We start from the raw sequence: 26,070 nt of genomic DNA, 5'->3' as shown, positions 1-26,070 counted from the left end.
TTATCCTTCCTGTGCCAGTTGCTCCACCAGTGCCGCCAGACGGTCGGTGGCATCGGGAATTCCGGCGTTCAGTGCAGCGGTCGCCATCTGGGTGGCGGCCTGCGGGTTACTCAGAATTGCGCCCATATGCTCCGCCAGCACCGAAACATCAAGCGCGCTTTCGGGGATCACGACCGCCGCTTCGGCCTGGGCCAGTCCGCGGGCATTGGCGCTCTGGTGATCGCCTGCCGCAGCGGCAAAGGGGATCAGGATCGAGGGGCGACCAATCACCGAGATATCCGCAACCGAAGACGCACCTGCGCGCGAGATCACCAGCTGCGCCTCCGACATGCGGGCGGGCACATCGTGAAAGAACGGCTGCACATCGGCGTTGATGCGGTGGTCCGCGTAAAAGGCGGCAACCCGGTTCTGATCCTCGGCGCGGGCCTGATGCGACACCCGCAGGTGCTGGCGGATCTCGTCCGGCAGTGCGGCAACCGCGCCCGGCACCACATCCGACAGGATGCGGGCGCCCTGGCTGCCGCCCATCACCAACAGCGACATCGGGTAATCCCCCGGCGGAATATAGGCCGCACCCGCGCGCTCCATCACCGCAGCGCGCACCGGGTTGCCCACATGCTCATGCGCCACGCCCTTCGGCAGGTCGGTCGGCCAAGTGCCGCAGGCCACCCCCTGAACACGCCCTGCAAACAGCTGGTTCACCCGGCCCAGCACGCCGTTTTGTTCATGGATCATCCGCGGCAGCTTCAACAGCGTCGCGGCCCCCAGCGCCGGGATCGACGGGTAGCCGCCAAAGCCCACCACCGCATCCGGGCGCTCGCGCCGCATCTGCCGCATCATCGACAGCACACCGCCCGCGATCCTGGGACCAACCATCGCCTTGGCCAGCAACCCACCGCGGGCAAAGGTGGCCGAGGACACCTGCGCAATCTCCACCGTATGCGGAAAGCCACCGGTGTAGCGCGCGCCGCGCGCGTCTGTCGACAGCTTCACCCGCCAGCCCCGCGCCAGCATTTCCTCGGCCAGCGCCTGTGCAGGGAACATGTGGCCGCCGGTCCCACCCGCCGCCATCAAAAGCAGTTTCTGTGCCATCTTGGGAGTGTCTCTTTCTAACGTCTCAGCGACCGCGGCCGTTCAGGTAATCGGCAATCCCGCCCTGCGGACGTGTGCGGGTAAAGGCCAGCAACATGCCCACCGCGATGCCGGTCGCAATCAGCGACGAACCGCCGTAGCTGACAAACGGCAGCGTCATGCCCTTGGCCGGCAACAGCCGCACCGCCACGCCCATGTTGATCATCGCCTGCACGCCCAGCATGCAGACCAGCCCGGTGCCCGCCAGACGGATAAACGTGTCGCGCTCCCGCATCAGCCGCAGCAGCGAGCGCACCACGATCAGCGCGTAAAGCACGATCAGAACCGCCACCAGCACCAGCCCATATTCCTCGGCGGCAACCGCGATGATGAAATCGGTGTGGGCATCGGGCAGCGACCATTTCACCTGCCCCTCACCCACGCCAACGCCGAACAGCCCGCCCTCGCGGATGGCGTTGGTGGCGTAGCCCAGCTGAGTGGTGGGATCGATGTCGGGGTTCAGATAGCCGTCGATGCGACGCGCAAAATGCTCTGAGCTATTGTAGGCAAAGACGCCCCCCAGCACCACCACCGCCGCCATGCAGACCAACAAGAGCATCGGCGCCCCGGCCACGAAATACATCACGCCCCAGCCGAACAGCACCAGGCTGGCCTGTCCGAAATCCGGTTGCAGCACCAGCATCATCACCACCGCCATGCACAGTCCAAACGACATCAGAGTGCCCGGCGGCCCGTTGATCTGCTGGCTTGCGGCGATCATCCAGGCGGCCACCACGATGAAGCCCGGCTTCAGAAACTCCGACGGCTGCAAGGAGGCAAAGCCCAGGCTGTACCAGCGTACAGCGCCCTTGCCGAAATCGGTGCCAAAGATCGGCAGGAACGCCAGCGCCACAAAGGCCACGGCAAAGCCCAGCACCGCCAGCCGCCGCACCAGCGTGGGCGACATCACCGAGGTGACCAGCATCGCCCCCAGCGCGGTCACGCCGAACACCACCTGCCGCTGCACATAATGGAAACTGCCAAATCCGTTGCGCTCTGCCAGCGGCACAGAGGCCGCAAGCCCCAGCAACAGCCCGATCACGAACAGCATCAGGATGCAGGACATCGTCCATTTATCCAGCGTCCGCCACCATTTCGGAAGAATCGGCTCGCCTGCCTGCACGGGAACCGCGCCATAGACCATCTCAGTCATGGGAATACCGCCACTATATGCCTCGTTCGCGCCCCATGCGGGGCCTGCCCTGCCCCGTTTGCGGGGTCTGTTGCAGGAAGGCTAACCCGGATGCGCATTTTTTGCCACCCGCTTTACCTTGCGCTGCGCGGGTTTTCGCACATGCTCGCTTGCGCCATTGCGCGATCCATGGTCGATGCGCGCCATGCAGGTAAAAACCTTGATTCTCGGCGCCGGCGCGGCTGGCATGATGTGTGCCCGCCAGTCCGGCGGCAGCACGCTGGTGATCGACCACGCCAAGGCGCCGGGCGAGAAGATCCGCATCTCCGGTGGCGGCCGCTGCAACTTCACCAACATGTATGCCGGGCCTGCCAACTACCTGTCGCAGAACCCGCATTTCTGCAAATCGGCACTGGCGCGCTACACCCAGTGGGACTTCATCGAACTGGTCACCCACCACGGCATCGCCTGGCACGAGAAGACCCTCGGGCAGCTGTTCTGCGACGGCTCGGCCAAGCAGATCATCGCCCTGCTGGTGGCGGAGCTGCGCGCCGCGGGCGCCGACCTGTGGCTGCAAACCTCGGTCGAGGCGGTCGAGCGCACCGCCGCGGGCTTCCGCGTCACCCTGCTGCGCGAGGGCAAGCGCCAGTTGGTCGCCTGCCGCAACCTGGTGCTGGCGACGGGCGGCAAATCCATCGCCAAGATGGGCGCGACCGGGCTGGCCTATGATCTCGCCCGCCAGTTCGAACTGCCCCTCACCGAAACCCGTCCCGCGCTGGTTCCCTTCACCTTTCCCGATGGCCGCTTCAAGCCGCTGGCCGGGGTTGCCCTGCCCGCGCGGCTCTCCAACGAGTGCACCTCCTTTGACGAAGCGCTGCTGTTCACCCACCGCGGCCTCTCCGGGCCGTCGGTGCTGCAACTGTCGTCCTACTGGCGCGAGGGCGAGGCGATCACCGTCAACCTGATTCCCGAGACACCGCTGTTCGACCGCCTGCGCGAACAGCGCCAGGCCGGGGGCGGCCGCGATCTGACCACCGAGCTGTCACGCCACCTGCCCGCCAAGCTGGTGGACTTCCTCACGCCGGAGCTGGGCCTCAGCGGGCGTCTCGCCGACCAGTCCGATGCTGCCCTGCGCAGCCTCTGCGATGCGCTCGCGAACTGGCAACTGCTGCCCGCAGGCACCGAGGGCTACCGCACGGCAGAGGTGACGCTGGGCGGAATCGACACCGATGCGCTGTCCTCCAAGACGATGGAAGCCAAATCCGTGCCCGGTCTCTACGCCATTGGCGAAGCCGTCGATGTGACCGGCTGGCTGGGCGGCTACAATTTCCAATGGGCCTGGTCGTCCGGTTTCGCCGCAGGCACCGCCATCGCCGCCACGGGCTGACCCTCGGTCCTGACCGGCCGGGATTTCCCGCTTCGGAGCCGCCTTCGCTTGGGCACCGGCGGCCAGGGGCAGCCACCGGGATCAAGCTGAATTGCCGAGGGGCCCCGCCTAGGCGGGGAGACGGCCATTCCGCTTTAGCGCGGCGGATGGCTCTGGCAGACAAAGTCCAGGTGAAGGCGAGTGCGGGGCGGATTTTCCGCTTGGGTGAGTCTGAAGCCCCTTACCCCAGCCGCTGTTTGACCTCTGCGATGAAATCCTCGCCGCGCTGCTCGAAATTGTCATACTGGTCGAAACTGGCCGCCGCCGGGGCCAGCAGCACGGTATCGCCCGGCTGCGCGTCCTCCATGGCGCGCGCCACCGCCGTCGCCATCGTCGTGCAGACCTCGGCCTCCACCGCCAACTGCATCGCAAAGCCCGCCGCCTCGCGCCCGATCACATAGGCCTTGGCCACATTGCCCGCCTGCGCCGCCAGCCCGTCCAGCCCGCCGTCCTTTTCCAGCCCGCCGCAGATCCAGCGGATGTTGCTGAACGCGCTCAACGCCTTGGCCGCGCTGTCCACATTGGTGGCCTTGCTGTCATTCACATAGCGCACGCCATTCGCCTCGGCGATGGTCTGGCTGCGGTGCGGCAGGCCGGGAAAGGTCGCCATCGCGTCGCCGATCAGCCGCGGAGCCAGCCCCAGCGTGCGCGCCGCCGCATAGGCCGCGCAGGCGTTCTGGTGGTTGTGCGCGCCGGGCAGCCCCTGCATCCCGCGCAAATCGATCGACGCCGCCTGCCGCCCCTTGCGGTATTCGCTCAGGAATCCCTTGCGGGCAAAGACCTGCCAGCCCGGCCCGGTCAGCTTCTGCGCCGCCGAGATGCGGATCACCCGGTCATCGCCAGCCCCCTCGGCCAGTTGGCCCGCCAGGAACAGCCCCTCGTCCTCGTCCACGCCGATCACCGCACGGTCCGGGCCACCCTCGGCGAACAGGCGGCGCTTGGCGGCGAAATAGCCGCCCATGCCGCCGTGCCGGTCGAGGTGATCGGGGCTGAGATTGGTGAACACAGCCACATCCGGGGTCAGCGCCCGCGCCAGTTCGGTCTGATAGCTCGACAGCTCCAGCACCACCACGCTGCCATTGCTCGGCGGGTTGATGTCCAGCACGCCGCGGCCGATGTTGCCGGCCAGCTGGCTCTCGCGGCCCGCCTCCGTCAGGATGTGATGCAGCAGCGCGACCGTGGTCGATTTGCCGTTGGAGCCGGTCACCGCCACCACCCGCGGCGGCTGGTCGTGCATCTGCCATTCGGCATCGGCAAAGGAGCGGAAGAACAGCCCGATGTCGTTGTCCACCGGCACTCCCGCAGCCAGCGCCGCGTGGATCACCGGGTTGGGTTTGGGATATAGGTGCGCAATACCGGGCGAGGTCACCAGCGCCGCCACCCCCTCAAAGGCCTCGGGCCTGTGCAGATCGCGGCAGGCAAAGCCTTCCGCCTCCGCCGCGGCCCGCGCCGCCGGGTTGTCGTCCCAGCACAGCGGCACCGCGCCGCCTGCGCGCAGCGCTCGCGCCGTGGTCAGACCGGACCGGCCCAGCCCCAGCACCGCCACGCTTGCGCCCTCATATCCTTTAACCGGGATCATCGCCTGCACTCCCTCTCAATCCGTGCCGGAACCGCTACCCCATCCATCCGGGCTTTGCCAGTGTCGTCAGATTGACAAGCCCCGGCACATGGCTGAAGTTTCCGCCACCACCACAGAGGGGACGCCGTCTTGGCACCGGATATCCAAAGCCTGCTTGACCGGATCAGCGCGCAGATGCACAGCCGCACCGACCGCGGCGCGGCTGCCGACTATATCCCCGAACTCAGCCAGGTGGATCCGGGCCAGTTCGCCATGGCGGTGGCCACCGCCGACCGCAAGCTCTACTGCGCGGGCGATGCGCACACGCGCTTCTCCGCCCAAAGCATCACCAAGGTGTTCACCCTCGCCATCGCGCTCGGCCGCTCCGGCGACCAGCTCTGGCAGCGGGTCGGGCGCGAGCCGTCGGGCACCCGCTTCAACTCCATCGTCCAGCTCGAGCATGAGCGCGGCCGACCGCGCAATCCCTTTGTCAACGCCGGGGCCATCGTCACCACAGATGAGCTGCTGGCGGGCCGCGAGCCGAAGGAGGCGCTGGCGGAAATCCTCGGCTTCATCCGCGCCGCGGCAGGCGACGACGACATCCACATCAACAAGGAGGTGGCCAGTTCGGAAACCCGCAACGGCCACCGCAATTTCGCCCATGCCAATTTCCTGGCCTCTTTCGGTAACCTGAAGAACACGCCGGAGAAGACGCTGGGCACCTATTTCCACCACTGCGCCATCGAGATGACGACCGTGCAGCTGGCCAAGGCGGGCCGGTTCCTGATCGGCGCCGACAAGGGGCCGAGCCTGGTGTCGCAGGGCCGGGTGCGGCGGCTGAATGCGCTGATGCTGACCTGCGGCCATTACGACGGCTCCGGCGACTTTGCCTACCGCGTCGGCCTGCCCGCCAAGAGCGGCGTCGGCGGCGGAATTCTGGCGATCGTGCCGGGCAAGGCCAGTGTCGCGGTGTGGTCGCCGGGGCTGGACCACAACGGCAATTCCAAGCTGGGCACCGAGGCGATGGAGCTTCTAGCGCGGGAAATGGACTGGTCGGTGTTCTGAGCCCCCTGCCCGTCAGCGTGTTGCGCAGCCGGCGCACGCTGCCCTCACCGGATTTTCACCCGCCTGCACTACGGTCGAAGCGTTGCAACGCGAAGACCAGGAGACCGGCCCCCAAAGACCACCTCTTCATTGGGTGCAGGGCGGGTCCGCACAGGCCGATAGACGGACATGGCCGCTGACACCGGCCATCCGATGCTCCGCCCCCTTGGCGGCGCCGCCTTCCTTGCAAAACAAAACCGCGCCCAGCATCAGCCCGGCGCGGTTGCCACAAAAGCAGACGGGACAGCCCCGCCGCCTTGGCCGGGCTGCAAAGCGGTGCGGCTCAGCGCACCTTCAGCGTCGCCAGCCCGATCATCGCCAGGATCAGCGAGATGATCCAGAAGCGGATCACGATGGTCGGCTCCGCCCATCCCTTCTTCTCATAGTGATGGTGGATCGGCGCCATCAGGAACACCCGCCGCCCGGTGCGCTTGAAGTACAGGACCTGGATGATGACCGACAGCGCCTCGACCACGAACAGGCCGCCAACGATGGCCAGCACCAGTTCATGCTTGGTGGCCACCGCAATCGCCCCCAGCGCACCGCCCAAGGCCAGCGACCCGGTGTCGCCCATGAACACGGCGGCAGGCGGCGCGTTGTACCACAGGAAGCCCAGTCCTGCGCCAAACAGCGCCGAGGTAAAGATCAGGATCTCGCCGGTGCCGGGCACGTAATGCACGTCCAGATACTCGGTAAAGTCGACGCGCCCCACCGCATAGGCAATCACCCCCAGAGTGCCCGCGGCAATCATCGACGGCATGATCGCAAGGCCGTCCAGGCCATCGGTCAGATTCACCGCGTTGGCCGCGCCGACGATCACACAGATCGAGAACGGCACGTAGAAGATACCCAAATTGATCAGCGTGTCCTTGAACACCGGCATCGCCAGCTGGTTCTGCAACGGCTCCGGGTGGTAGGCCGCGGCCCAGAGGGCGGCGGTGACGGCAATCAGCACCCCCAGCAGCAGCCGCACCTTGCCCGGCACGCCCTTGGTGTTCTGCTTGGACACCTTGGCATAGTCATCGGCAAAGCCGATCAGCCCGTAGGCCATTGTCACGAACAGCACCAGCCAGACATAGGGGTTGTCCCAGCGCGCCCAGATCAGCGTGGTGGTCAGCAGGGCGCCCACGATCAGCAGGCCACCCATCGTGGGGGTGCCCGCCTTGGACAAATGCCCTTCCGGCCCGTCATCCCGGATCGGCTGGCCCTTTCCCTGACGCTTGCGCAGCACGTTGATCAGCGGCTTGCCAAACAGAAAGCCAAAGACCAGCGCAGTCAGAAAGGCGCCGCCTGCGCGGAATGTGATATAGCGGAAGAGGTTGAAAAAATCTCCCCCGTCCGACAACGCAGTCAGCCAATAGAGCATGATGCCCGTCCCCCGATCCTTACGGTTTTTCAGAATTGCGGCCGCAGTGACCCATTTCGCGGATGCCGTCAACGATCTTGGACAGCGCCATGCTCAATGACCCCTTGGCCAGCACAATATCGCCCGCCGCGATGCTGTCGTGCAACGCAGGCACCGCTTCGGCGCTGGTCTCATACCAGTCGCCGCGCTTGGCCTCGGGCAAGGCCTGATGCAGCGCCCGCATCAAAGGTCCGATGCAATGGATCCGGTCGATGTCTGCCACCGCTTCCAGATCGGCCAGCTCTGCATGCAGCGCCAGCTCATCAGGTCCCAGTTCCTTCATGTCGCCCAGCCAGGCCAGCTTGCGCCCGCTGCCGGGTGTTGCCGCCAACACCGCCAGCGCCGCCGCGACAGAAGTCGGGTTGGCGTTGTAACTGTCGTCCAGCAGGGTGATCTCCCCGCCGTCCAGCCCGATCGTCTCGCGCACGCCGCGCCCCTTGACCGGGGACCACAGCGACAAGCTGCGCGCGGCCTTGTCCACATCCGCCCCCAGCGCCGCAACACAGGCCAGCGCGCCCAGTGCGTTCATCGCAAAATGCGCGCCAAGAGATTGAATATGAAGCTCAAATTCTCGCCCATCCGCGGTGACACGGGCCACGGTCTCCGCGCCCTTGATCGCCGCCGACTGCAGTTGGTAATCGTCGGCACCAGCGCCGAACCAGCGCGCATCCACGCCCAAGCCAGCCGCCACATCGCGCAGCACATGCGCCTCGGCGATATCCCCGTTCAGCACACCCACGCCGCCCGGCTCCAGCCCTTCCAGGATCGCGGCCTTCTCGCGGGCGATCCCCTCGACATTGTCAAACGCCTCCAGGTGAACGGCGGCGACCGTGGTCACCATCGCCACATGCGGCCGCGCCTGACGTGCCAGCGGCGCGATCTCGCCGGGGTGGTTCATGCCGATCTCGATCACCGCAAATTCCGTGTCGCGCGGCATCCGCGCCAGCGTCAGCGGCACGCCCCAATGGTTGTTGTAGCTGGCCACCGCCGAATGGGTGCGGCTCTGGTCCGACAGCATCCGCGCCAGCATCTCCTTGGTCGAGGTCTTGCCGACAGAGCCGGTGACCGCCACCACCTTCGCCTGCGTCCGCGCCCGCGCCGCGCGGCCCAGGGCCTCCAGCCCGGTCTGCACATCGTCCACGATCAGCAACGGCGCATCCGGCGCCACCCCGTCGGGCACGCGCGCGACCAGCGCCGCAGCGGCCCCCTTCTCCAGCGCCTGCGCCACAAAGTCATGACCGTCGCGCGCCGCCGTCAGCGCCACGAACAAATCACCCGGTTCAATCGTGCGGGTGTCGATTGACAGGCCAGAGACCTGCCAGTCCCCCTGCGCCTGCCCACCGGTGGCGGCAGCGGCCTCGGCCGCGGTCCACAGCGTCATGCCAGCCTCCCGTCCAAAGCGGCCACGGCGATGCTGGCCTGCTCCACGTCGTCAAAGGGCAGCACGGTATCACCCACGGTCTGGCCGGTCTCATGGCCCTTGCCGCAGACGATCAGCGCATCGCCCGGCCCCAGCATATCGGCGCCGCGCAGGATCGCCTCGGCACGGTCGCCGATCTCGACGCAATCGGGCGCGCCACCCTTGACCGCGGCGCGGATCACCGCCGGATCTTCGCTGCGCGGGTTGTCGTCGGTCACGATTACCACATCGGCGTTGTCATGCGCTGCCTGCCCCATCAAGGGCCGTTTGCTGGTATCGCGATCCCCGCCGGCGCCGACGATGGCAATCAGCCGGCCCAGCACATGCGGTCGTAGCGCCTTGATGGCGCTGGCCACGGCAGCCGGGGTGTGGGCGTAATCCACGAACACCGCCGCGCCATTGTCGCGCTCTGCTGCCAGCTGCATGCGGCCACGCACGGTGGTCAGATGCGGCAGGGTCTCGAACACCCGCTCCGGGTCTTCGCCGCCTGCAATCACCAGCCCGCAGGCCAGCAGGACGTTTTCCGCCTGGAACCCGCCGATCAGGTTCAGCCGCACCTGGAACGGCTTGTCATGCCAGGAAAACCGCATGTCCTGCCCGGTGCCGTCATAGCGCAGCCCCATCAGGCTGAGATCACCAAGGCCGCGGCCTACGCTGATGATCTCCTGGCCGCGGGCCGCCGCCACCGCGCGCATCTCGGCGCCGCGGGGATCGTCCATGTTGATGACCGCCACGCCTTCGTCCGGCAGCACCCGGCGGAACAGCCCGGCCTTGGCGGCGAAATAGGCGTCGAAGGTCTCGTGATAGTCCAGGTGATCCTGGGTGAAATTGGTGAACCCCGCAGCCGCCAGCTGCACCCCGTCCAGACGGCGCTGGTCCAGCCCGTGGGAGGATGCCTCCATCGCCGCATGGGTCACACCCGCCGCGGCGGCAGCGGCGAGGGCCCGGTGCAGGGTGATGGGTTCCGGCGTGGTATGGGCCAGCGGATAGCTCCAGGCGCCTTCGATGCCGGTGGTGCCCATGTTGACGGCCTCATGGCCCAGTTCGGACCAGATCTGACGCACGAAGGTCGCCACCGAGGTCTTGCCGTTGGTGCCGGTCACCGCCACCACGGTCTGCGGCTGGCCGCCGAACCACAGCGCGGCGGCATAGGCCAGCGTCTGGCGCGGGTCCTCAACCACCACCAGCGCGGCGTGGCTTTCACCCAGCACACAGGCGGCGATCTCGGCGCCGGCGGCATCGGTCAGGATGGCCGAGGCCCCCAGCTCCAAAGCGGCGGGAATGAATTTGGCACCATGCATCTGGCTGCCCGGCAGGGCCGCGAACAGAAAACCGGCGCGCACCTCGCGGCTGTCCACCGCCAGGCCGCTGATCTGCGGATCAGCGCCGCCGCGGGCGGTCAGCCCCAGCTGGCTGAGCGGCTGCGGGTCCGGTGTGCTGGTGTTGCTGCGGCTCATGGCGGTTCCCTACCCAGGTTCAGTTCGAGGTGAGGGTTATACCAGCCATCTCGATGGGTTCAACTTGCGGCCGCAGCCCCAGCAAGGGCGCGATGCGGCCGATCATCTCTGCTGCCACCGGTGTCGCCGTCCAGCCCGCGGTGCGGCGCTGCTTGCCGTGGGCGATCACCTCCGGCTCATCCAGCGTCACCACCAGCACGTATTTCGGGTCATGCGCCGGGAACATCGCGGCGAAGGTGGCGATCACCTTGTCTTCGTAATAGCCGCCCTGGGGCTTGGGCTTGTCGGCGGTGCCGGTCTTGCCGCCCACCTGATAGCCGGGCACCTCGCCAAAGGAGGCGGTGCCGCTGGTGACCACCTCGCGCAGCATGTCGCGGGACTGGCGCGCGGCCTCCTCCGACATCACCCGCGGCCCCTGCTGCGGCGTCGGCTGACGCAGGATCGTCGGTTTGACATAGCGTCCGCCATTGGCAATCGCCGCATAGCCCGCCGCCAGATGCATCGGGCTGGTCGACAGCCCGTGGCCATAAGAGATGGTAACGGTGCTGAGATCGCCCCATTTGCGCGGCATCAGCGGCTGACCACCGGCGGCCTCGGCGATCTCGATCGGGGTGGGTTCGAACATGCCGAGCGCACGCAGGAAATCCTGCTGGCGCAGCGCACCGATCTGAAGCGCCAGACGGCCGGTGCCGCGGTTGGAGCTGTTGACGATCACGTCTGCCAGGCTCAGCTCACCAAAGTTCTTGCCATTGAACTCGCCGATCGGAAAGCGGCCGATGCGCATCGGCCCGGACGCGTCGATCAGGGTCTCGGAATTCGCCAGCCCCAGATCCACCGCTTGCGCGGCGGTGAAGATCTTGAAGGTCGAACCCAGTTCATACACGCCCTGCACCGCGCGATTGAACAGCGGGCTGACCGAAGGGTCGAAGCCCGACGTCGGCGGCCGCGGCCGGTCGTTGGGATCAAAATCCGGCAGCGACACCACCGAGATCACCTCGCCGGTGTGCACATCCATCAGGATCGAGGTGGCCCCCTTGGCGTTCATCAGCTTCATGCCGCCATACAGCACCCGTTCGGAGGCGGCCTGCACGGTCAGGTCCAGCGACAGCTGCAACGGTTTGCCGCCATTGGCCGGATCGCGCAGGTAGGTGTCGAATTGTTTTTCCACCCCGGCAACACCAATCACCTCGGCGGCATTGACGCCTTCCTTGCCGAACCCGGCCCCGCCCAGCACATGGGCGGCCAGGCTGCCATTGGGGTACAGCCGCATCTCGCGGGGGCCGAACAGCAGGCCGGGATCGCCGATGTCATGCACCGCCTGCTGCTGCTCAGGACTGATTTTCTTTTTTATCCACAGAAACTTGCGCTTGCCGGTGAAATCCTCAATCAGCTTGTCGCGCTCCAGATCGGGAAAGATCTGGACCAGCTTGTCCGCGGCGCCGATCGGGTCGATCATCTGTGGCGGCTGGGCATAGAGCGAATGGGTTTCAAAGTTGGTCGCCAACAGGCGGCCATGGCGGTCGACGATGTCGGCACGCTGCATGGCGATGGCGCTACCGGGCACGCTGGCGACCGGCTCTGCCGGTTCCGACAGCGCGGTGATCCCCATGCGGGCGCCGATGGTGGCAAAGGCAAAGACAAACAGCGCCCCCATCACCAACAGCCGCCCCTCAGAGCGTTGCCGGGCCTGCACCTGCATTTCCTGATGACGCAGGGTGATGTTTTCCTGTTCGATCCGGTCCGGGTTTTCCCCCACTGCACGGGCATGCAGAATTCGGGCCAGCGGGCGCAGCGGTGTGCGGATCATGGGCGGTCTCCTGCGGTGTGATCGGCATTCAGGCCCGAGACTTCTATGCCGTTGGTAATGTCCAGCTCCGGCAACACCGGGTAGGAGACCTCATCGACACGACCGAACTGATCCGGACGCAGCGGCAACAGGCCGAGACGGTCGAAGTTGAGATCGGCCAGGTCCCGCAGCCGCTCTGGCCGGTTGAGATAGGCCCATTCGGCCCGCAACACGCCCAGTCGCACCTTGGCAGCGCCGATCTGTTGTTGCAGCGCACGGGTTTCCTTCAGCACCTGCTGGGTGGCGTAATTCTCGCGGTAGGCCCAGAAGGCCAGCGCCAGCACGGTCAGGCAGGTGGCGGCATAAAGCAGGGATTTCATCGGCTGCTGGCCTCCTTCAGCTGTGGCATGCCCAGTTCCTTGGCGGTGATCGGACCCGGTTCCGCCGCGGTGCGACGGCCCACCCGCAGACGGGCGCTGCGGCTGCGCGGGTTCTCGGCCAGCTCCTGATCGTCGGGGCCGACGGCCTTGCGCGTCACCAGTTCGAATTGCGATGGGGTCTCTGCCTGCTCCGGCGCGTAGCGGTTGGCGCGACCGGTCTTGCCCGCGCGGTGCTGGAAGAACCGTTTGACCATGCGGTCCTCAACCGAGTGGAAGGTCACAACGGCCAGCAGCCCGCCGGGCTTCAGCGCGCGTTCGGCGGCCAGGAGCCCCTCGAACAGTTCCTCATATTCGGCGTTCACCGCAATGCGCAGCCCCTGAAAGCTGCGGGTGGCCGGATGCGACTGGTTCGGCTTGGGGCGCGGCAGGCAGCTCTCGATGATCTTGGCCAGCCGCAGGGTGGTGGTGATGGGTTCGATCGCGCGCTCGCGCACGATGGCCTTGGCGATGCGGCGGCTGGCGCGCTCTTCGCCGTAGTGGAACAGGATGTCGGCGATCTGCGCCTCGCTCAGCTCGGCCACCAGATCGGCGGCGGAGGGGCCGGACTGCGACATGCGCATGTCGAGGGGACCGTCCTTCATGAAGGAAAAGCCGCGCTCGGCCAAGTCCAGCTGCATCGAGGAGACGCCGAGGTCCAGCACCACGCCGTCCAGGTCCTGCGCGTATTCATCCATGCGCGAGAACACACCCGGTTGCAGGATCAGCCGGTCGCCATACTCCCCTGCCCAAGGTTTCGCGAGATCAAACGCCAGCGGGTCGCGGTCCACGCCGATCACCTGATCCGCACCGGCCTCCAGCAGGCCGCGGCTGTAGCCGCCAGCCCCGAAGGTGCCGTCCAGCCAGCGCCCGGACACCGGCGCAACCGCCTGAAGCAGGGGGCGCAGCAGAACCGGAATATGGGGACCATTGGCAGCAGTCTGGTCCTGGGTCATGTCTTATACGTCTCCGTCGCCATCAAGGAATTGCATCGGATCGAAGTCCTCTGGCAGCTCCTCCATCCATTTCTCGGTCTGGGCCAGCTCCTCCGCCTCGTAGGTTTCGGGTTTCCAGATCTGGAAGGTGTCGCCAGCCGCGATGAAAAAGGCCTCGCCTTCAAGATCGATCTTCTGGCGCAGCTTGGCAGGTAGCACCAGACGACCGGTCTCATCCACATTGGTCGGAAAGGACTGGCCGTGGAACATTCGTTGCAGCATCTTGCGCTGCATCGAGCCGCGCGGCAGCCGGTCGATCTTGGCGTCGACTTCCTCGATCGCCTCTATTGTATAACATTCCAGGTAGTTTCGTCTCTGGTCACCGTAGACGATCACCAGTTCCGGGTTGCGGTCGGGCTGCCAGTTGGGGTCGGAGGCCTCCAGCACACGGCGAAAAGAGGCCGGGATTGACACCCGCCCCTTGCTGTCCACCTTGTGGTGGCTTTCGCCTCTGAACCTGCGGCCCAATCTACCGTCCCTTTTCGCGCGTCCCTCGCGTGGATCCGTCCCCCAGAATGAAAAGGGGCGGGCTGATCTGCTGCCACTGATCAACCCGCCACCTTGGCCCGCTGAGCGGGATGTCCGACTGCGCGCGCCACCTGGGGGGATGTCTGCTCGCCCGCGCGCCGGATCTCTGTTTTCGTGGAAAGCGAAGGCCTGTATGAAACCTGCTTTTATTTTTGTGGTCTGGGGTCGTTTGGCGCCCCGTCCCTCGTTTCCGCCGATGAATTAGGGATACTATGGGAATTGATGGCCCCGCAACTGTTTTTTGCCGTTTCCCTCTGGACTCTGCGCAGTTGCTGCTGAGATTCGGCTGAGAATCTGTACTGTTTAGGGCCGTATGTGTCACATATAGTCGCAATACCCACGGATAACACCGGATATAGATCCAGATTGCAGGCAAAGTTTTTTTCCCATAGTTTCCCGCGATTCCCGAAGTCGAAACCAAGTAACGGCACCCGTTCCCGTAATGTTCTAGGCACGCGGCTCGTTTCGGGCAGAAATCACGCCTTGGGCGGGTTTTCCACCGAGTGATTCGCTACTGCAAGGGAGCACCGCCCCGGTTTGGGCCATGCTTTCCCATGCCGCCCATGATTTCCCAACACGGCCAGGATGCCCGCTCAATGCCACGGTTTCCGGGCGGTCCCATGGCTTGCCAGCGGTCCCATGGTTTCCCTGCGATCCCACGCTGCCCCACACCGCCCATGCCGCCACAGGCGGCAGGGCCATGCGGCCAAAGTGCCGCCCACACTGGGGCAGGCGATCCCACCTGTGCCCATCTGCGGTGCCCGGCCGACCTTCCAGCGCGCCGCACTTGCACCGCAAACGAGAAACGACCCGCCGGTCGGGGCGGGTCGCGAGACGGTCTGTCGTTGCTCAAAGCGCGCGTTGCGGACAGATCAGGCCATGCCGCCCTTCACCAGCCCCTCGGCAATGCGGGCATAGGCCTGCGCCATCGGCCCGTCCCCGGCGGCAATCGGCGTGCCGCCATCACCAGCCAGCCGCGTGTCCAGGTCGATCGGCAGCGCCCCCAGAAGCGGCAGACCCAGCGCCTCGGCCTCAGCGGCGACACCGCCGTGACCAAAGATGTGATGCTCGCCGCCACAGTCAGGACAGGTAAAGAAGGACATGTTCTCGATCAAACCCAGCACCGGGGTCTTCAGTGTCTTGAACATGTCCATCGCCTTGCGCGCATCCAGCAGCGCCACATCCTGCGGGGTGGAGACCACGATGGCGCCGGAAATCTCGGCCTTGGTGCAAAGCGTCAGCTGCACGTCGCCCGTGCCCGGCGGCAGATCGACGATCAGCACGTCCAGCTCGCCCCAGTTCACCTGCCCCAGCATCTGCTGCAACGCGCCCATCAGCATAGGGCCGCGCCAGACCACCGCCTTGCCCTCCTCCAGCATGAAGCCGATCGACATCAGGGTGACGCCATGGGCGTGCAGCGGTTCGATGATCTTGCCATCAGGGCTGGCCGGCCGGCCCTTGGCACCCATCATGCGCGGCTGCGAGGGGCCGTAGATGTCGGCATCCAGCAGGCCGACCTTGCGCCCCTGCTTGGCCAGCGCCACCGCAAGGTTGGAGGAGACGGTGGATTTCCCCACCCCGCCCTTGCCCGACGCCACCGCCAAGATGCGCTGCACGCCCGCGGGTTTCAGCGGTTCGGCTTGCGGTTTGGGATGGCCGCCCACCTTGAGGCTGGGCGCGGGCTGTTGCGGGGCATGGGCGGTCAGCGCAACCGAGACGCTGCTGACACCCGCCAGCTCCGCCACCGCCGCTTCGGCAGCGCGGCGCAGAGGCTCCATCTGTTTGGCAACGTCGGGGTTCGGGGCTTCGATCACAAAGCTGACCTTGCCGCCCTCAATGCGCAGGGCGCGCAGCATGTCGCGCGACACCAGCGTGCCACCGCCCGGCAGTTGCAGCCGTTCCAGCGCTGCGTGAACCTGTTCCTGCGTGACCGCCATGGCTGCTCTCCTGCTTCTTGTTCGGCACATATATATGCGGCTGTTTCCCCCGATGAAACCCGCCGCCCGCCTGAGGCCCGGAATTTGTGTCAAGCGCAGACGGCAGGGCCATGCAACAGGCGCAGGGCAGCCGGGCGAAATTGCAGCGCGCGCCAAAGGATTGCCAAAAAAACCGGCACTATCATAACGATAGTCGCCACGACCCATGCACTTGCTGCATAGCAGCATTGACCAGATGCGGGATTGTGCATCCGCAGCATATCCATAAATTGTATCACAAGAGGCGCCACTGGGGCGCAGGATGAAACGGCCGGATGGCAAGACGAAGGACCCGAACAGATGGCAGCAGTACAACAGATCACCGCAGTGAAACTGGCGTCGCCTTTTGCCGTTCTGGACGACCTGATGGCCAAGGTTGCCCGGTATCGCCTGTATCGCCAGACCGTCAACGAATTGTCGGAGCTGACCGGCCGCGAGCTGGCGGACCTGGGTCTGCATCGCTCCGAAATCAAGCGCATCGCCTATCAGGCGGCGTACGAAAACGAATAACAGAGATCAGGCTCTTTTCTCCTCCTCCCTTGAAGGAGCCTGTACTACGCGGTGGCATCCTCCTCCTCCCTGATGTCACCGCACCCTATACCGGCCGATAGCCGGGCTTGGATCACCGGGATCTCCTCCTCCCTTTTTCCCGGTGTATGACAGAACGGCGGTGCCCCCTCCTCCTCCCTGGGCGCCGCCGTTTTTGTATTCCCCCCATCAAAGCGCCACGCGCTGAAAACCTCCTCTGCCGCGCACGGATCGGATCGCAAAGCGATCCGATCCCCCCGGCTAGCCCGGGGCAATGTCTTCAGATCAGGATAAGGACCAGTTGCCTCCGGGCCACCGTGCAGTCGCAATCGGATCGTCAATTGGTCGCGCCCGGATCCCGCGCAACCCACCCCCATGCCATCCACCCCATGCCATGGGCAGGTCGCGGACGGGTCGCGGCAGACTGAGGCGCCGGTCAGAACGGGCCGGTCAGAACGGAATGTCGTCAGCTGCGGACAGGAACTTGGCCACAACCTTTTTGGCGCCCGCCTTTTCGAACTCAACCTCGAGCTTGTCGCCTTCGATACCGAGAATCGCGCCGTAGCCGAATTTCTGGTGGAAGACCCGCTCCCCCAGGGTAAAGCTGGAGGTGGCGGTGAGGTCGATCACCGGGTGGCGGCTTTCCTTCGGCTGGCTCAACCCGCGCTGGCCAGACCGCGCCTGCAAGCGCTTCCAGCCCGGCGAGTTGTATCCGTCGGCCTGCGCCATCTTGTCTTCGATGGTGGAGCGCACGCCATAGTCCGACGCCCCCGCCGCGCCAGCACCATAGCCGCTGCCGGTGAGCACCTCGACGTGGTCCTCGGGCAGTTCGTCGATGAACCGCGAGGGCAGCTGCGACTGCCACTGGCCGAACACCCGGCGATTGCCGGCAAAGGAAATCGTGCAGATCTGCTCCGCGCGGGTGATGCCGACATAGGCCAGGCGGCGCTCCTCCTCGAGCCCCTTCTGGCCGCTTTCATCCATCGAGCGCTGCGAGGGAAACAGACCGTCCTCCCAGCCCGGCAGGAACACGGCGGGAAACTCCAGCCCCTTGGCGGCGTGCAGGGTCATGATCGAGACCTTTTCATCCGCGTCCTGCTTGTCGTTGTCCATCACGAGGCTGACGTGCTCAAGGAAGCCCTGAAGGTTTTCGAAGTTTTCCAGCGCCTTGACCAGTTCCTTGAGGTTTTCAAGACGGCCCGGCGAATCCGGGTTCTTGTCGTTCTGCCAGTGGGCGGTGTAGCCCGACTCGTCCAGGATGATCTCGGCCAGCTCCATATGGGTGATGTCCGCATCACCGGCCATGCGCCCCCAGCGGGCGATGCCCTCGACCAGCTCGCGCAGCTTTCCTGCGCCCTTGCCCTTGATCTGGCCATTTTCAACCGCGAGCCGCGCGCCTTCGACCAGCGAGACGCCGTTTTCGCGGGCGATGATCTGGATGGTCTGCTGTGCCTTGTCGCCAAGCCCGCGTTTGGGGGTGTTGACGATACGCTCAAACGCCAGATCGTCCTCGGGCGTGGTCACGATGCGGAAGTACGCCATGGCGTCGCGGATTTCGAGCCGTTCATAGAAGCGCGGGCCGCCGATCACACGGTACGGCAAGCCGATGGTGAGAAACCGGTCTTCAAACGCGCGCATCTGATGCGAGGCACGGACCAGAATCGCCATGCTGTTGAGGCCGATGGGCGACAGGCCACGGGTGCCGCGCTGCATCGCCTCGATCTCTTCACCGATCCAGCGGGCTTCTTCCTCGCCGTCCCAATGGCCGATCAGGCGGACCTTTTCGCCGTCGCCCGCATCGGTCCACAGCTCCTTGCCCAGACGGCCCTGGTTGCCGCGTATGACACCCGCGGCGGCGCCGAGGATATGGCCGGTGGAGCGGTAGTTCTGTTCCAGCCGCACCACCATGGCACCGGGGAAGTCCTTCTCGAACCGCAGGATGTTGCCAACCTCAGCCCCACGCCAGCCATAGATCGACTGGTCGTCATCTCCGACGCAGCAGACGTTTTTATGCGCGCCGGCCAGCAGCCGCAGCCAGAGGTACTGGGCGACGTTGGTATCCTGATACTCGTCCACCATGATGTAGCGGAACCAGCGCTGGTATTGCTCCAGCACGTCCGCATGGTTCTGGAATATCGTCACCATGTGCAGCAGGAGGTCGCCAAAATCCACCGCGTTCAGCTCGCGCAGGCGCGTCTGATACTGGGCGTAAAATTCAATACCACGGTTGTTGTAGGCACCGGCATCGGCGGAAGGCACGCGATCCGGCGTCAGGGCGCGGTTTTTCCAGTCGTCGATGATCCCCGCCAGCATTCGCGCGGGCCAGCGTTTGTCGTCGATATCGGCAGCTTTGATCAGCTGTTTCAACAGGCGGATCTGGTCGTCGGTGTCCAGAATGGTGAAGTTCGATTTCAGCCCCACCAGTTCCGCGTGGCGACGCAGCTGCTTGACGCAGATGGAGTGGAAGGTGCCCATCCAGGGCATGCCCTCAACCGCCTGGCCGAGCATGCCGCCCACCCGTTCCTTCATCTCGCGGGCGGCCTTGTTGGTGAAGGTCACCGACAGGATTTCATTGGGCCGCGCCCGGCCGGTGCTGAGAAGGTGCACGATGCGGGTGGTCAGCGCCTTGGTCTTGCCGGTGCCGGCCCCTGCCAGCATCAGAACCGGGCCATCCAGACATTCCACCGCCTCGCGCTGCGCGGGGTTGAGGCTGTCGAGATAGGGCATCGGCCGCGCCTGCATGGCTCGGGCCGACAGCGATGCGCCCTCAAAGGCGTCCATTTCGTCAAAACTGCTCATACCCGTGATCCTAGCGTGATTCAGGCCCGGCGGAAAGAGGACGTTCACAGTCTGTTCCGCCATTTCCGCGCAAGCGCGCCGATGTAGTATCCGCCTAATACCCCGGCAGGCGATCGGGGTGCTAGCCAATTCCCTGCCAATTGCAGAGGAGGATCAAGATGGCACGCGTATTGATGATTACCGGAGACTACACCGAGGACTATGAGACCATGGTTCCGTTCCAGACCCTGCTGGCCTGCGGCCACGAGGTGGATGCGGTCTGCCCCGGCAAGGCGGCGGGGGAGACGTTGAAAACGGCAATCCATGATTTCGAGGGAGATCAGACCTACAGCGAGAAACCCGGCCATAATTTTGCGCTGAACGCGGATTTCGCCGCGGTCGATCCGGCGAAATATGACGCGCTGGTGGTGCCGGGCGGGCGCGCGCCGGAATATCTGCGCCTGAACGAGGATGTGCTGGCGCTGGTGCGGCACTTCTTTGAGACCGACAAACCGGTGGCGGCGATCTGCCATGGCGCGCAGCTGTTGGCGGCGGCCGGTGCGCTGGAGGGGCGGCGCTGCTCGGCCTATCCGGCCTGCGCGCCCGAGGTGACGGCGGCGGGTGGCACCTTTGCCGATATCGAGGTGACAGAGGCGGTGACCGATGGCAACCTGGTCACCGCACCGGCCTGGCCTGCGCACCCGGCCTGGCTGCGCCAGTTCATGGCGCTGCTGTAATCCGCGCCCTGCCCCGCCTGCCTGGCTGGCGGGGCAATTACCGCCCAACGGGGAGAACCCATGTGTGAATTGTTCATCGGCGCCGACCCAGAGCTGTGGGAGAGCCGCACCAAATCCTTGCGCATCGACGGCATGGCGACCTCGATCCGGGTCGAGCGGTTCTTCTGGGAGATCTTGGAAGAAATCGCCGCACGTGATGCGATGACGGTGAACCAGCTGATTGCCCGGCTGTATTACGAGAGCATAGATGCGGATCACGATCTGGGCAATTTCACCTCTTTCCTGCGGGTGTGCTGCGGGCGCTATCTGGCGCTGGCCAGCCGCGGCGAGGTGGCGCGCGATGCCGCCACGCCGCTGGCGGGCGCGGATGCGCCGGGCATTCTGGCCCGCGAACGCGCCGCACGCGCCGCCGCAGACCGACACGCCGCACCGGCCCCAACCAAGCCGCCGCGCCGGGTGAACTGAGCCGCCAAGCCCCTGATGTCACCATCACTTTTGCGCTGGACAGCGGCGCCGGACCGGCGGCACCTTGTGCGCATGGATTTGCATCAGCGCTACCCCGGACTGGATGATCTGAAACACCGTGCCCGCGGCCGCCTGCCGCGGTTCGTGTGGGAGTATCTGGACAGTGCCACCGGGCGCGAGACCACGCAGGCGCGCAACCGCGCCGGGTTGGACCGCGTGGGGCTTGTGCCCTCGATCCTGCACGGGCCGTTGACGCCGGATCTGTCCGCCACCTTGTTCGGCGAGGCGCTGCCCCTGCCCTTTGGGGTGGCCCCCGTGGGCATGTCCGGGCTGGTCTGGCCCGACGCCGAGGGCATCCTGGCCCGCAGTGCCGCCGCCGCGAGCATCCCCTATTGCCTGTCCACCGTGGCCAGTCAGTCGCCCGAAGATCTGGCCCCGCATCTGGGGGCGCAGGGCTGGTTCCAGCTGTATCCGCCCAAGGATGAGGGCATCCGCGCCGATATGCTGGCGCGCGCCCGCGATGCGGGTTTCAAGGTGCTGGTGCTGACGGTGGACGTGCCGACCGCCTCGCGCCGGGAGCGGCAGGTGCGCTCGGGCCTGACCCAACCGCCACGCCTGACCCCGCGATTGCTGGCGCAGGTTGCGACGCGGCCCGCCTGGGCCATGGGCATGGCGCGGCAGGGCATGCCGCATATGCGCACGCTGGACAAATACATAGACGGCGCCAGCGGCAGCCTGTCGTCGACCGCGCATGTGGGATATCTGCTGCGCACCTCGCCCGACTGGGACTATGTGCGCTGGCTGCGGCGGCATTGGGACGGGCCGCTGGTCATCAAGGGTGTCTTGCGGGCCGAAGATGCCGCACGGCTGGAGGATGCGGGGGCGGATGCGGTCTGGGTGTCGAACCATGCGGGCCGACAGTTTGATGGCTGCCCGGCCGCCATCGACATGCTGCCCGCCATCCGCGCCGCAGTGGACGTGCCGGTCATCTTTGACAGCGGCATTGAAGGCGGGCTGGACATCCTGCGGGCGCTGGCATTGGGGGCGGATTTTGTAATGCTCGGGCGCGGCTTTCACTATGCGCTGGCGGCCCTTGGCGCGGGCGGACCGGCGCATTTGATCGACATGCTGCGCCGCGACCTGGAGGCCAATATGGCGCAGCTGGGAATGCCGGATCTGGCAGCGATCAGCAAGGTCAGGCGACACAATCTTGCGCAATGACTCCCTGATGGCGAACTTTATGGAAAGACCCATCTGCATTGCGCCAAAATGCCGCATCGCAGCTAAGCCATGCTGCACCGCGGAGACACACGATAGTTACAAAATCGGCAGAGAATACCGGAAAAGCCCGTTGTTTATGCATGTTTGCGGTAACACTCCGCAGCGCCATGTTTTTGCAGCCGATCGTCGCATTGCGCATCGGACAGGAAACATCAGGCCGTTTGAGAGCGCAATCATGCCGGTTCTACCCAGAACTACGGTTGTCGGATCGGTTATTCTCCGCCTAACAATTCTGCAACTTGCACGGACCCCGAGGGTGAAATGACCGACTTCAAAAAGATCCTGATTGCCAACCGTGGCGAAATCGCGATCCGCGTGATGCGCGCAGCCAATGAGATGGGCAAGCGCACCGTCGCCGTCTATGCCGAGGAGGACAAGCTGGGCTTGCACCGGTTCAAGGCGGATGAGGCGTACCGCATTGGCGAAGGACTGGGGCCGGTGGCCGCCTATCTCTCGATCGATGAGATCATCCGCGTGGCCAAGGAAAGCGGCGCCGATGCGATCCACCCCGGGTATGGCCTGCTGTCGGAGAACCCGGATTTCGTGGATGCCTGCGCGCGTAACGGTATCACCTTTATCGGCCCCAAGGCGGAAACCATGCGTGCGCTGGGGGACAAGGCCAGCGCGCGGCGTGTCGCCATTGAGGCCGGCGTGCCCGTGATCCCGGCAACAGAGGTGCTGGGCGACGACATGGACGCAATCCGCAAGGAAGCGGCAGAGGTCGGCTATCCCTTGATGCTGAAGGCCAGCTGGGGCGGCGGCGGTCGCGGCATGCGGCCGATCCTGTCCGAGGATGAGCTGGAGGAAAAGGTGCTGGAGGGCCGCCGCGAGGCGGAGGCCGCCTTTGGCAACGGTGAGGGCTATCTGGAAAAGATGATCACCCGCGCCCGCCACGTGGAGGTGCAGATTCTCGGCGACAAGCACGGCGAGATCTACCACCTGTTCGAGCGCGACTGTTCGGTGCAGCGCCGCAACCAGAAAGTCGTGGAGCGCGCCCCTGCCCCCTATCTGAGCGAGGAACAGCGCGCCGAGATCTGCGAGCTGGGTCGCAAGATCTGCGCCCACGTGAACTATGAATGCGCGGGCACCGTCGAATTCCTGATGGATATGAACGACGGCAAGTTCTACTTCATCGAGGTGAACCCTCGGGTGCAGGTGGAACACACCGTCACCGAAGAGGTCACCGGCATTGACATCGTGCAGGCGCAGATCCTGATCGCCGAGGGCAAGACCCTGGCCGAGGCCACCGGCAAGGCCGCGCAAAGCGACATCACCCTGAACGGTCACGCACTGCAAACGCGGGTCACGACGGAGGATCCGCTCAACAACTTCATCCCCGACTATGGTCGCATCACCGCCTATCGTTCGGCCACCGGCATGGGCATCCGCCTGGATGGCGGCACGGCCTATGCGGGCGGGGTAATTACCCGTTACTATGACAGCCTGCTGACCAAGGTGACCGCCAAGGCGCCGACGCCGGAAAAGGCGATTGCCCGCATGGACCGCGCCCTGCGCGAATTCCGGGTGCGCGGTGTCAGCACCAACATCGCCTTTGTCGAAAACCTGCTGAAGCACCCGACCTTCCTGTCGAATGAATACACCACCAAATTCATCGACGAGACGCCGGAGCTGTTCCAGTTCGCCAAGCGTCGCGACCGCGGCACCAAGGTGCTGACCTATATCGCGGATATCACCGTGAACGGCCACCCGGAGACCGAAGGCCGCGCAGCCCCCTCGCCCGACCTGAAGGAGCCGCGCGCGCCCAAGGCGGAGGCGGGCAACCTGCCCTATGGCACCCGCAACCTGCTGGAGCAGAAAGGCGCACAGGCGGTGGCCGACTGGATGAAGGCACAGCGTCAACTGCTGCTGACCGACACCACTATGCGCGACGGGCACCAGTCACTGCTGGCGACCCGGATGCGCTCAATCGACATGATCAAGGTGGCGCCGGCCTATGCGCAGAACCTCAGCCAGCTGTTCTCGGTCGAGTGCTGGGGCGGGGCGACCTTTGATGTGGCTTACCGCTTCCTGCAGGAATGCCCTTGGCAGCGCCTGCGCGACCTGCGCGAGCGGATGCCGAACCTGATGACGCAGATGTTGCTGCGCGCCTCAAACGGGGTGGGTTACACCAACTACCCCGACAATGTGGTGCAGTCCTTTGTGAAGCAGGCCGCCAAGACCGGCGTCGACGTGTTCCGCGTCTTTGACAGCCTGAACTGGGTCGAGAACATGCGCGTCGCGATGGACGCAGTGGTCGAGAGCGGCAAGGTCTGCGAAGGCACCATCTGCTATACCGGTGATATTCTGGACCCGAACCGCGCCAAATACGACCTGAAGTACTATGTCGGCATGGCCAAGGAGTTGGAGGCCGCGGGCGCGCATATCCTGGGCCTGAAGGACATGGCGGGGCTGCTGAAACCCGCCGCCGCCCGCCAGCTGGTCAAGGCGCTGAAAGAAGAAGTCGGCCTGCCGGTGCATTTCCACACCCATGACACCTCTGGCATTGCGGGCGCCACCATTCTGGCGGCGGCGGATGCTGGCGTTGACGCGGTGGACGCGGCAATGGACGCGTTTTCCGGCGGCACCTCGCAGCCGTGCCTGGGCTCGATCGTCGAGGGGTTGCGCAACACCGACCGCGACACCGGGCTGGACATCGGCAAGATCCGCGAGATCTCGGCCTATTGGGAGCAGGTGCGCGCGCAGTATGCGGCGTTTGAAAGCGGGCTTCAGGCACCGGCCTCGGAGGTTTACCTGCACGAGATGCCGGGCGGCCAGTTCACCAACCTGAAGGCGCAGGCGCGTTCCTTGGGGCTGGAGGAAAAATGGAGCACCGTGGCGCAGACCTATGCGGATGTGAACCAGATGTTCGGCGACATCGTGAAGGTGACGCCGTCGTCCAAGGTGGTTGGCGACATGGCGCTGATGATGGTGAGCCAGGGACTGACCCGCGATGAGGTCGAGGATCCCCAGACCGACGTGGCCTTCCCCGACTCGGTGGTCGACATGATGCGCGGCAACCTGGGCCAGCCGCCGGGCGGGTTCCCCGACAGCATCGTGAAGAAGGTGCTGAAAGGCGAAGAGCCGAACCGCGAGCGCCCCGGCAAGCATCTGAAACCGGTGGACCTGGAGGCAGCCCGCGCGGATCTCTCCAAGCAGCTGGAAGGCTTCAAGATCGATGACGAGGACCTGAACGGCTATCTGATGTATCCCAAGGTGTTCCTCGATTACATGGGCCGCCACCGCCAGTACGGGCCGGTGCGCACCCTGCCGACGCGGACCTTCTTTTACGGTATGGAGCCAGGCGACGAAATCACCGCCGAGATCGACCCCGGCAAGACGCTGGAGATCCGCCTGCAAGCGATTTCCGAAACCGACGAGAAAGGCGAGGTGAAGGTATTCTTCGAGTTGAACGGCCAGCCCCGCGTGATCCGGGTGCCGAACCGTCTGGTCAAGGCCTCGACCGAACAGCGCGCCAAGGCCGAGGTGGGCAACCCCAACCATGTCGGCGCGCCGATGCCGGGTGTTGTGGCCTCCGTTGCGGTGCAGCCGGGCCAGCAGGTGCATGAGGGCGACATGCTGCTGACCATCGAGGCGATGAAGATGGAAACCGGCATCCACGCTGAACGCGACGCGGTGGTGAAGGCCATCCACGTACAGGCCGGCGGCCAGATCGACGCCAAGGATCTGCTGGTCGAGCTGGAATAAGCCACAGACCACAGCCCGCGCCAGACAACGCCCCGCCCTCTCGGCGGGGCGTTCTTTTTATGTATTGCCGACTTGACCGAACCGCAGCCGGGTCAGACCTGTGGCGGGTCTATTGAGTATCGAGGTTCCCGATGGCAGCAGCCAAGCTCTTTGCTCCTGTGGCCCGTCGCTGGTCCGTTACCGACCTGTCTGCGCGCACCAGCGATGACAAGCCGGTCACGAATAGGGGCACGGATGTGCTG

At 65.4% G+C, this 26,070-nt stretch carries 19 protein-coding genes; 7 read left to right on the top strand and 12 right to left on the bottom strand.

The annotated features are described in order from the left end of the window. Together AC0IPL_RS07145 and ftsW are read right to left on the bottom strand one after the other, a co-directional pair. Positions 1-1,092, bottom strand: a complete 1,092-nt coding sequence (locus tag AC0IPL_RS07145; protein WP_474273130.1) for a UDP-N-acetylglucosamine--N-acetylmuramyl-(pentapeptide) pyrophosphoryl-undecaprenol N-acetylglucosamine transferase — start codon at positions 1,090-1,092, stop codon at positions 1-3. Positions 1,093-1,117: 25 nt separating this feature from the next. Then, positions 1,118-2,284, bottom strand: a complete 1,167-nt coding sequence (ftsW, locus tag AC0IPL_RS07140) for a putative lipid II flippase FtsW (protein ID WP_474273129.1) — start codon at positions 2,282-2,284, stop codon at positions 1,118-1,120. Positions 2,285-2,468: 184 nt separating this feature from the next. Between ftsW and AC0IPL_RS07135 the strand changes: the two genes are divergently transcribed. Beyond that, the gene (locus AC0IPL_RS07135; RefSeq protein ID WP_474273127.1) at positions 2,469-3,650 is read left to right on the top strand and encodes a BaiN/RdsA family NAD(P)/FAD-dependent oxidoreductase; all 1,182 of its coding nucleotides are present in this window, start codon (positions 2,469-2,471) and stop codon (positions 3,648-3,650) included. 220 nt (positions 3,651-3,870) lie between these two features. On the opposite strand, the gene murD is transcribed toward AC0IPL_RS07135, so the two are convergent. Further along, entirely contained in the window at positions 3,871-5,268 is a 1,398-nt protein-coding gene (gene murD, locus AC0IPL_RS07130) for a UDP-N-acetylmuramoyl-L-alanine--D-glutamate ligase (RefSeq protein ID WP_474273126.1), read from the bottom strand. A 129-nt stretch (positions 5,269-5,397) separates the two neighbouring features. On the opposite strand from murD, the gene AC0IPL_RS07125 reads away from it, so the two are divergent. Then, entirely contained in the window at positions 5,398-6,312 is a 915-nt protein-coding gene (locus tag AC0IPL_RS07125) for a glutaminase (protein ID WP_474273125.1), read from the top strand. Between the two features lie 322 nt (positions 6,313-6,634). Here the strand turns inward: AC0IPL_RS07125 and mraY are convergent, their stop codons facing one another. The 8 genes from mraY to AC0IPL_RS07085 form a co-directional block, all read right to left on the bottom strand. After that, on the bottom strand, positions 6,635-7,717 hold the full coding sequence (mraY, locus tag AC0IPL_RS07120) for a phospho-N-acetylmuramoyl-pentapeptide-transferase (protein ID WP_474273124.1): 1,083 nt from the start codon (positions 7,715-7,717) through the stop codon (positions 6,635-6,637). A gap of 19 nt (positions 7,718-7,736) precedes the next feature. Further along, positions 7,737-9,137 (bottom strand): UDP-N-acetylmuramoyl-tripeptide--D-alanyl-D-alanine ligase, encoded by a 1,401-nt coding sequence (locus AC0IPL_RS07115; RefSeq protein ID WP_474273123.1) that lies wholly within the window; start codon positions 9,135-9,137, stop codon positions 7,737-7,739. Next, positions 9,134-10,633 (bottom strand): UDP-N-acetylmuramoyl-L-alanyl-D-glutamate--2,6-diaminopimelate ligase, encoded by a 1,500-nt coding sequence (locus AC0IPL_RS07110; protein WP_474273122.1) that lies wholly within the window; start codon positions 10,631-10,633, stop codon positions 9,134-9,136. Before AC0IPL_RS07110 ends, AC0IPL_RS07115 begins: the two co-directional genes overlap by 4 nt. A 19-nt stretch (positions 10,634-10,652) precedes the next feature. Next, positions 10,653-12,440 carry a peptidoglycan D,D-transpeptidase FtsI family protein gene (locus AC0IPL_RS07105; protein ID WP_474273120.1) on the bottom strand — a complete coding sequence of 596 codons (1,788 nt, stop codon included), beginning with the start codon at positions 12,438-12,440 and terminating at the stop codon, positions 10,653-10,655. Then, entirely contained in the window at positions 12,437-12,799 is a 363-nt protein-coding gene (gene ftsL / locus AC0IPL_RS07100) for a cell division protein FtsL (RefSeq protein WP_474273118.1), read from the bottom strand. Before ftsL ends, AC0IPL_RS07105 begins: the two co-directional genes overlap by 4 nt. Further along, positions 12,796-13,791 (bottom strand): 16S rRNA (cytosine(1402)-N(4))-methyltransferase RsmH, encoded by a 996-nt coding sequence (rsmH, locus tag AC0IPL_RS07095; RefSeq protein ID WP_474273116.1) that lies wholly within the window; start codon positions 13,789-13,791, stop codon positions 12,796-12,798. The genes ftsL and rsmH overlap by 4 nt, the downstream gene beginning before the upstream one ends. 3 nt (positions 13,792-13,794) lie before the next feature. Next, positions 13,795-14,298 carry a division/cell wall cluster transcriptional repressor MraZ gene (mraZ, locus tag AC0IPL_RS07090; protein WP_474273114.1) on the bottom strand — a complete coding sequence of 168 codons (504 nt, stop codon included), beginning with the start codon at positions 14,296-14,298 and terminating at the stop codon, positions 13,795-13,797. 932 nt (positions 14,299-15,230) lie between these two features. Then, positions 15,231-16,295: an Mrp/NBP35 family ATP-binding protein gene (locus AC0IPL_RS07085; protein ID WP_474273113.1), complete on the bottom strand. Its 1,065-nt coding sequence runs from the start codon at positions 16,293-16,295 to the stop codon at positions 15,231-15,233. A 339-nt stretch (positions 16,296-16,634) separates the two neighbouring features. On the opposite strand from AC0IPL_RS07085, the gene AC0IPL_RS07080 reads away from it, so the two are divergent. Beyond that, complete coding sequence (locus tag AC0IPL_RS07080; RefSeq protein WP_474273111.1) at positions 16,635-16,844, top strand: DUF1127 domain-containing protein; 210 nt, start codon at positions 16,635-16,637, stop codon at positions 16,842-16,844. Between the two features lie 468 nt (positions 16,845-17,312). Here the strand turns inward: AC0IPL_RS07080 and AC0IPL_RS07075 are convergent, their stop codons facing one another. Continuing rightward, entirely contained in the window at positions 17,313-19,661 is a 2,349-nt protein-coding gene (locus AC0IPL_RS07075) for an ATP-dependent helicase (protein WP_474273109.1), read from the bottom strand. A gap of 158 nt (positions 19,662-19,819) precedes the next feature. On the opposite strand from AC0IPL_RS07075, the gene AC0IPL_RS07070 reads away from it, so the two are divergent. From AC0IPL_RS07070 to AC0IPL_RS07055, 4 genes are all read left to right on the top strand, one after another. Further along, on the top strand, positions 19,820-20,377 hold the full coding sequence (locus tag AC0IPL_RS07070; protein WP_474273107.1) for a DJ-1/PfpI family protein: 558 nt from the start codon (positions 19,820-19,822) through the stop codon (positions 20,375-20,377). Between the two features lie 60 nt (positions 20,378-20,437). Further along, on the top strand, positions 20,438-20,842 hold the full coding sequence (locus AC0IPL_RS07065) for a ribbon-helix-helix domain-containing protein (RefSeq protein ID WP_474273106.1): 405 nt from the start codon (positions 20,438-20,440) through the stop codon (positions 20,840-20,842). A 72-nt stretch (positions 20,843-20,914) separates the two neighbouring features. After that, positions 20,915-22,063 carry an alpha-hydroxy acid oxidase gene (locus AC0IPL_RS07060; protein ID WP_474273104.1) on the top strand — a complete coding sequence of 383 codons (1,149 nt, stop codon included), beginning with the start codon at positions 20,915-20,917 and terminating at the stop codon, positions 22,061-22,063. A 321-nt stretch (positions 22,064-22,384) separates the two neighbouring features. After that, positions 22,385-25,828, top strand: coding sequence for a pyruvate carboxylase (locus AC0IPL_RS07055; RefSeq protein ID WP_474273102.1), 3,444 nt, complete (start codon positions 22,385-22,387; stop codon positions 25,826-25,828). Positions 25,829-26,070: the final 242 nt, after the last annotated feature.

Source organism: Leisingera sp. SA32 (assembly GCF_056033425.1).
This window is presented reverse-complemented; position numbering and strand designations above follow the sequence as displayed.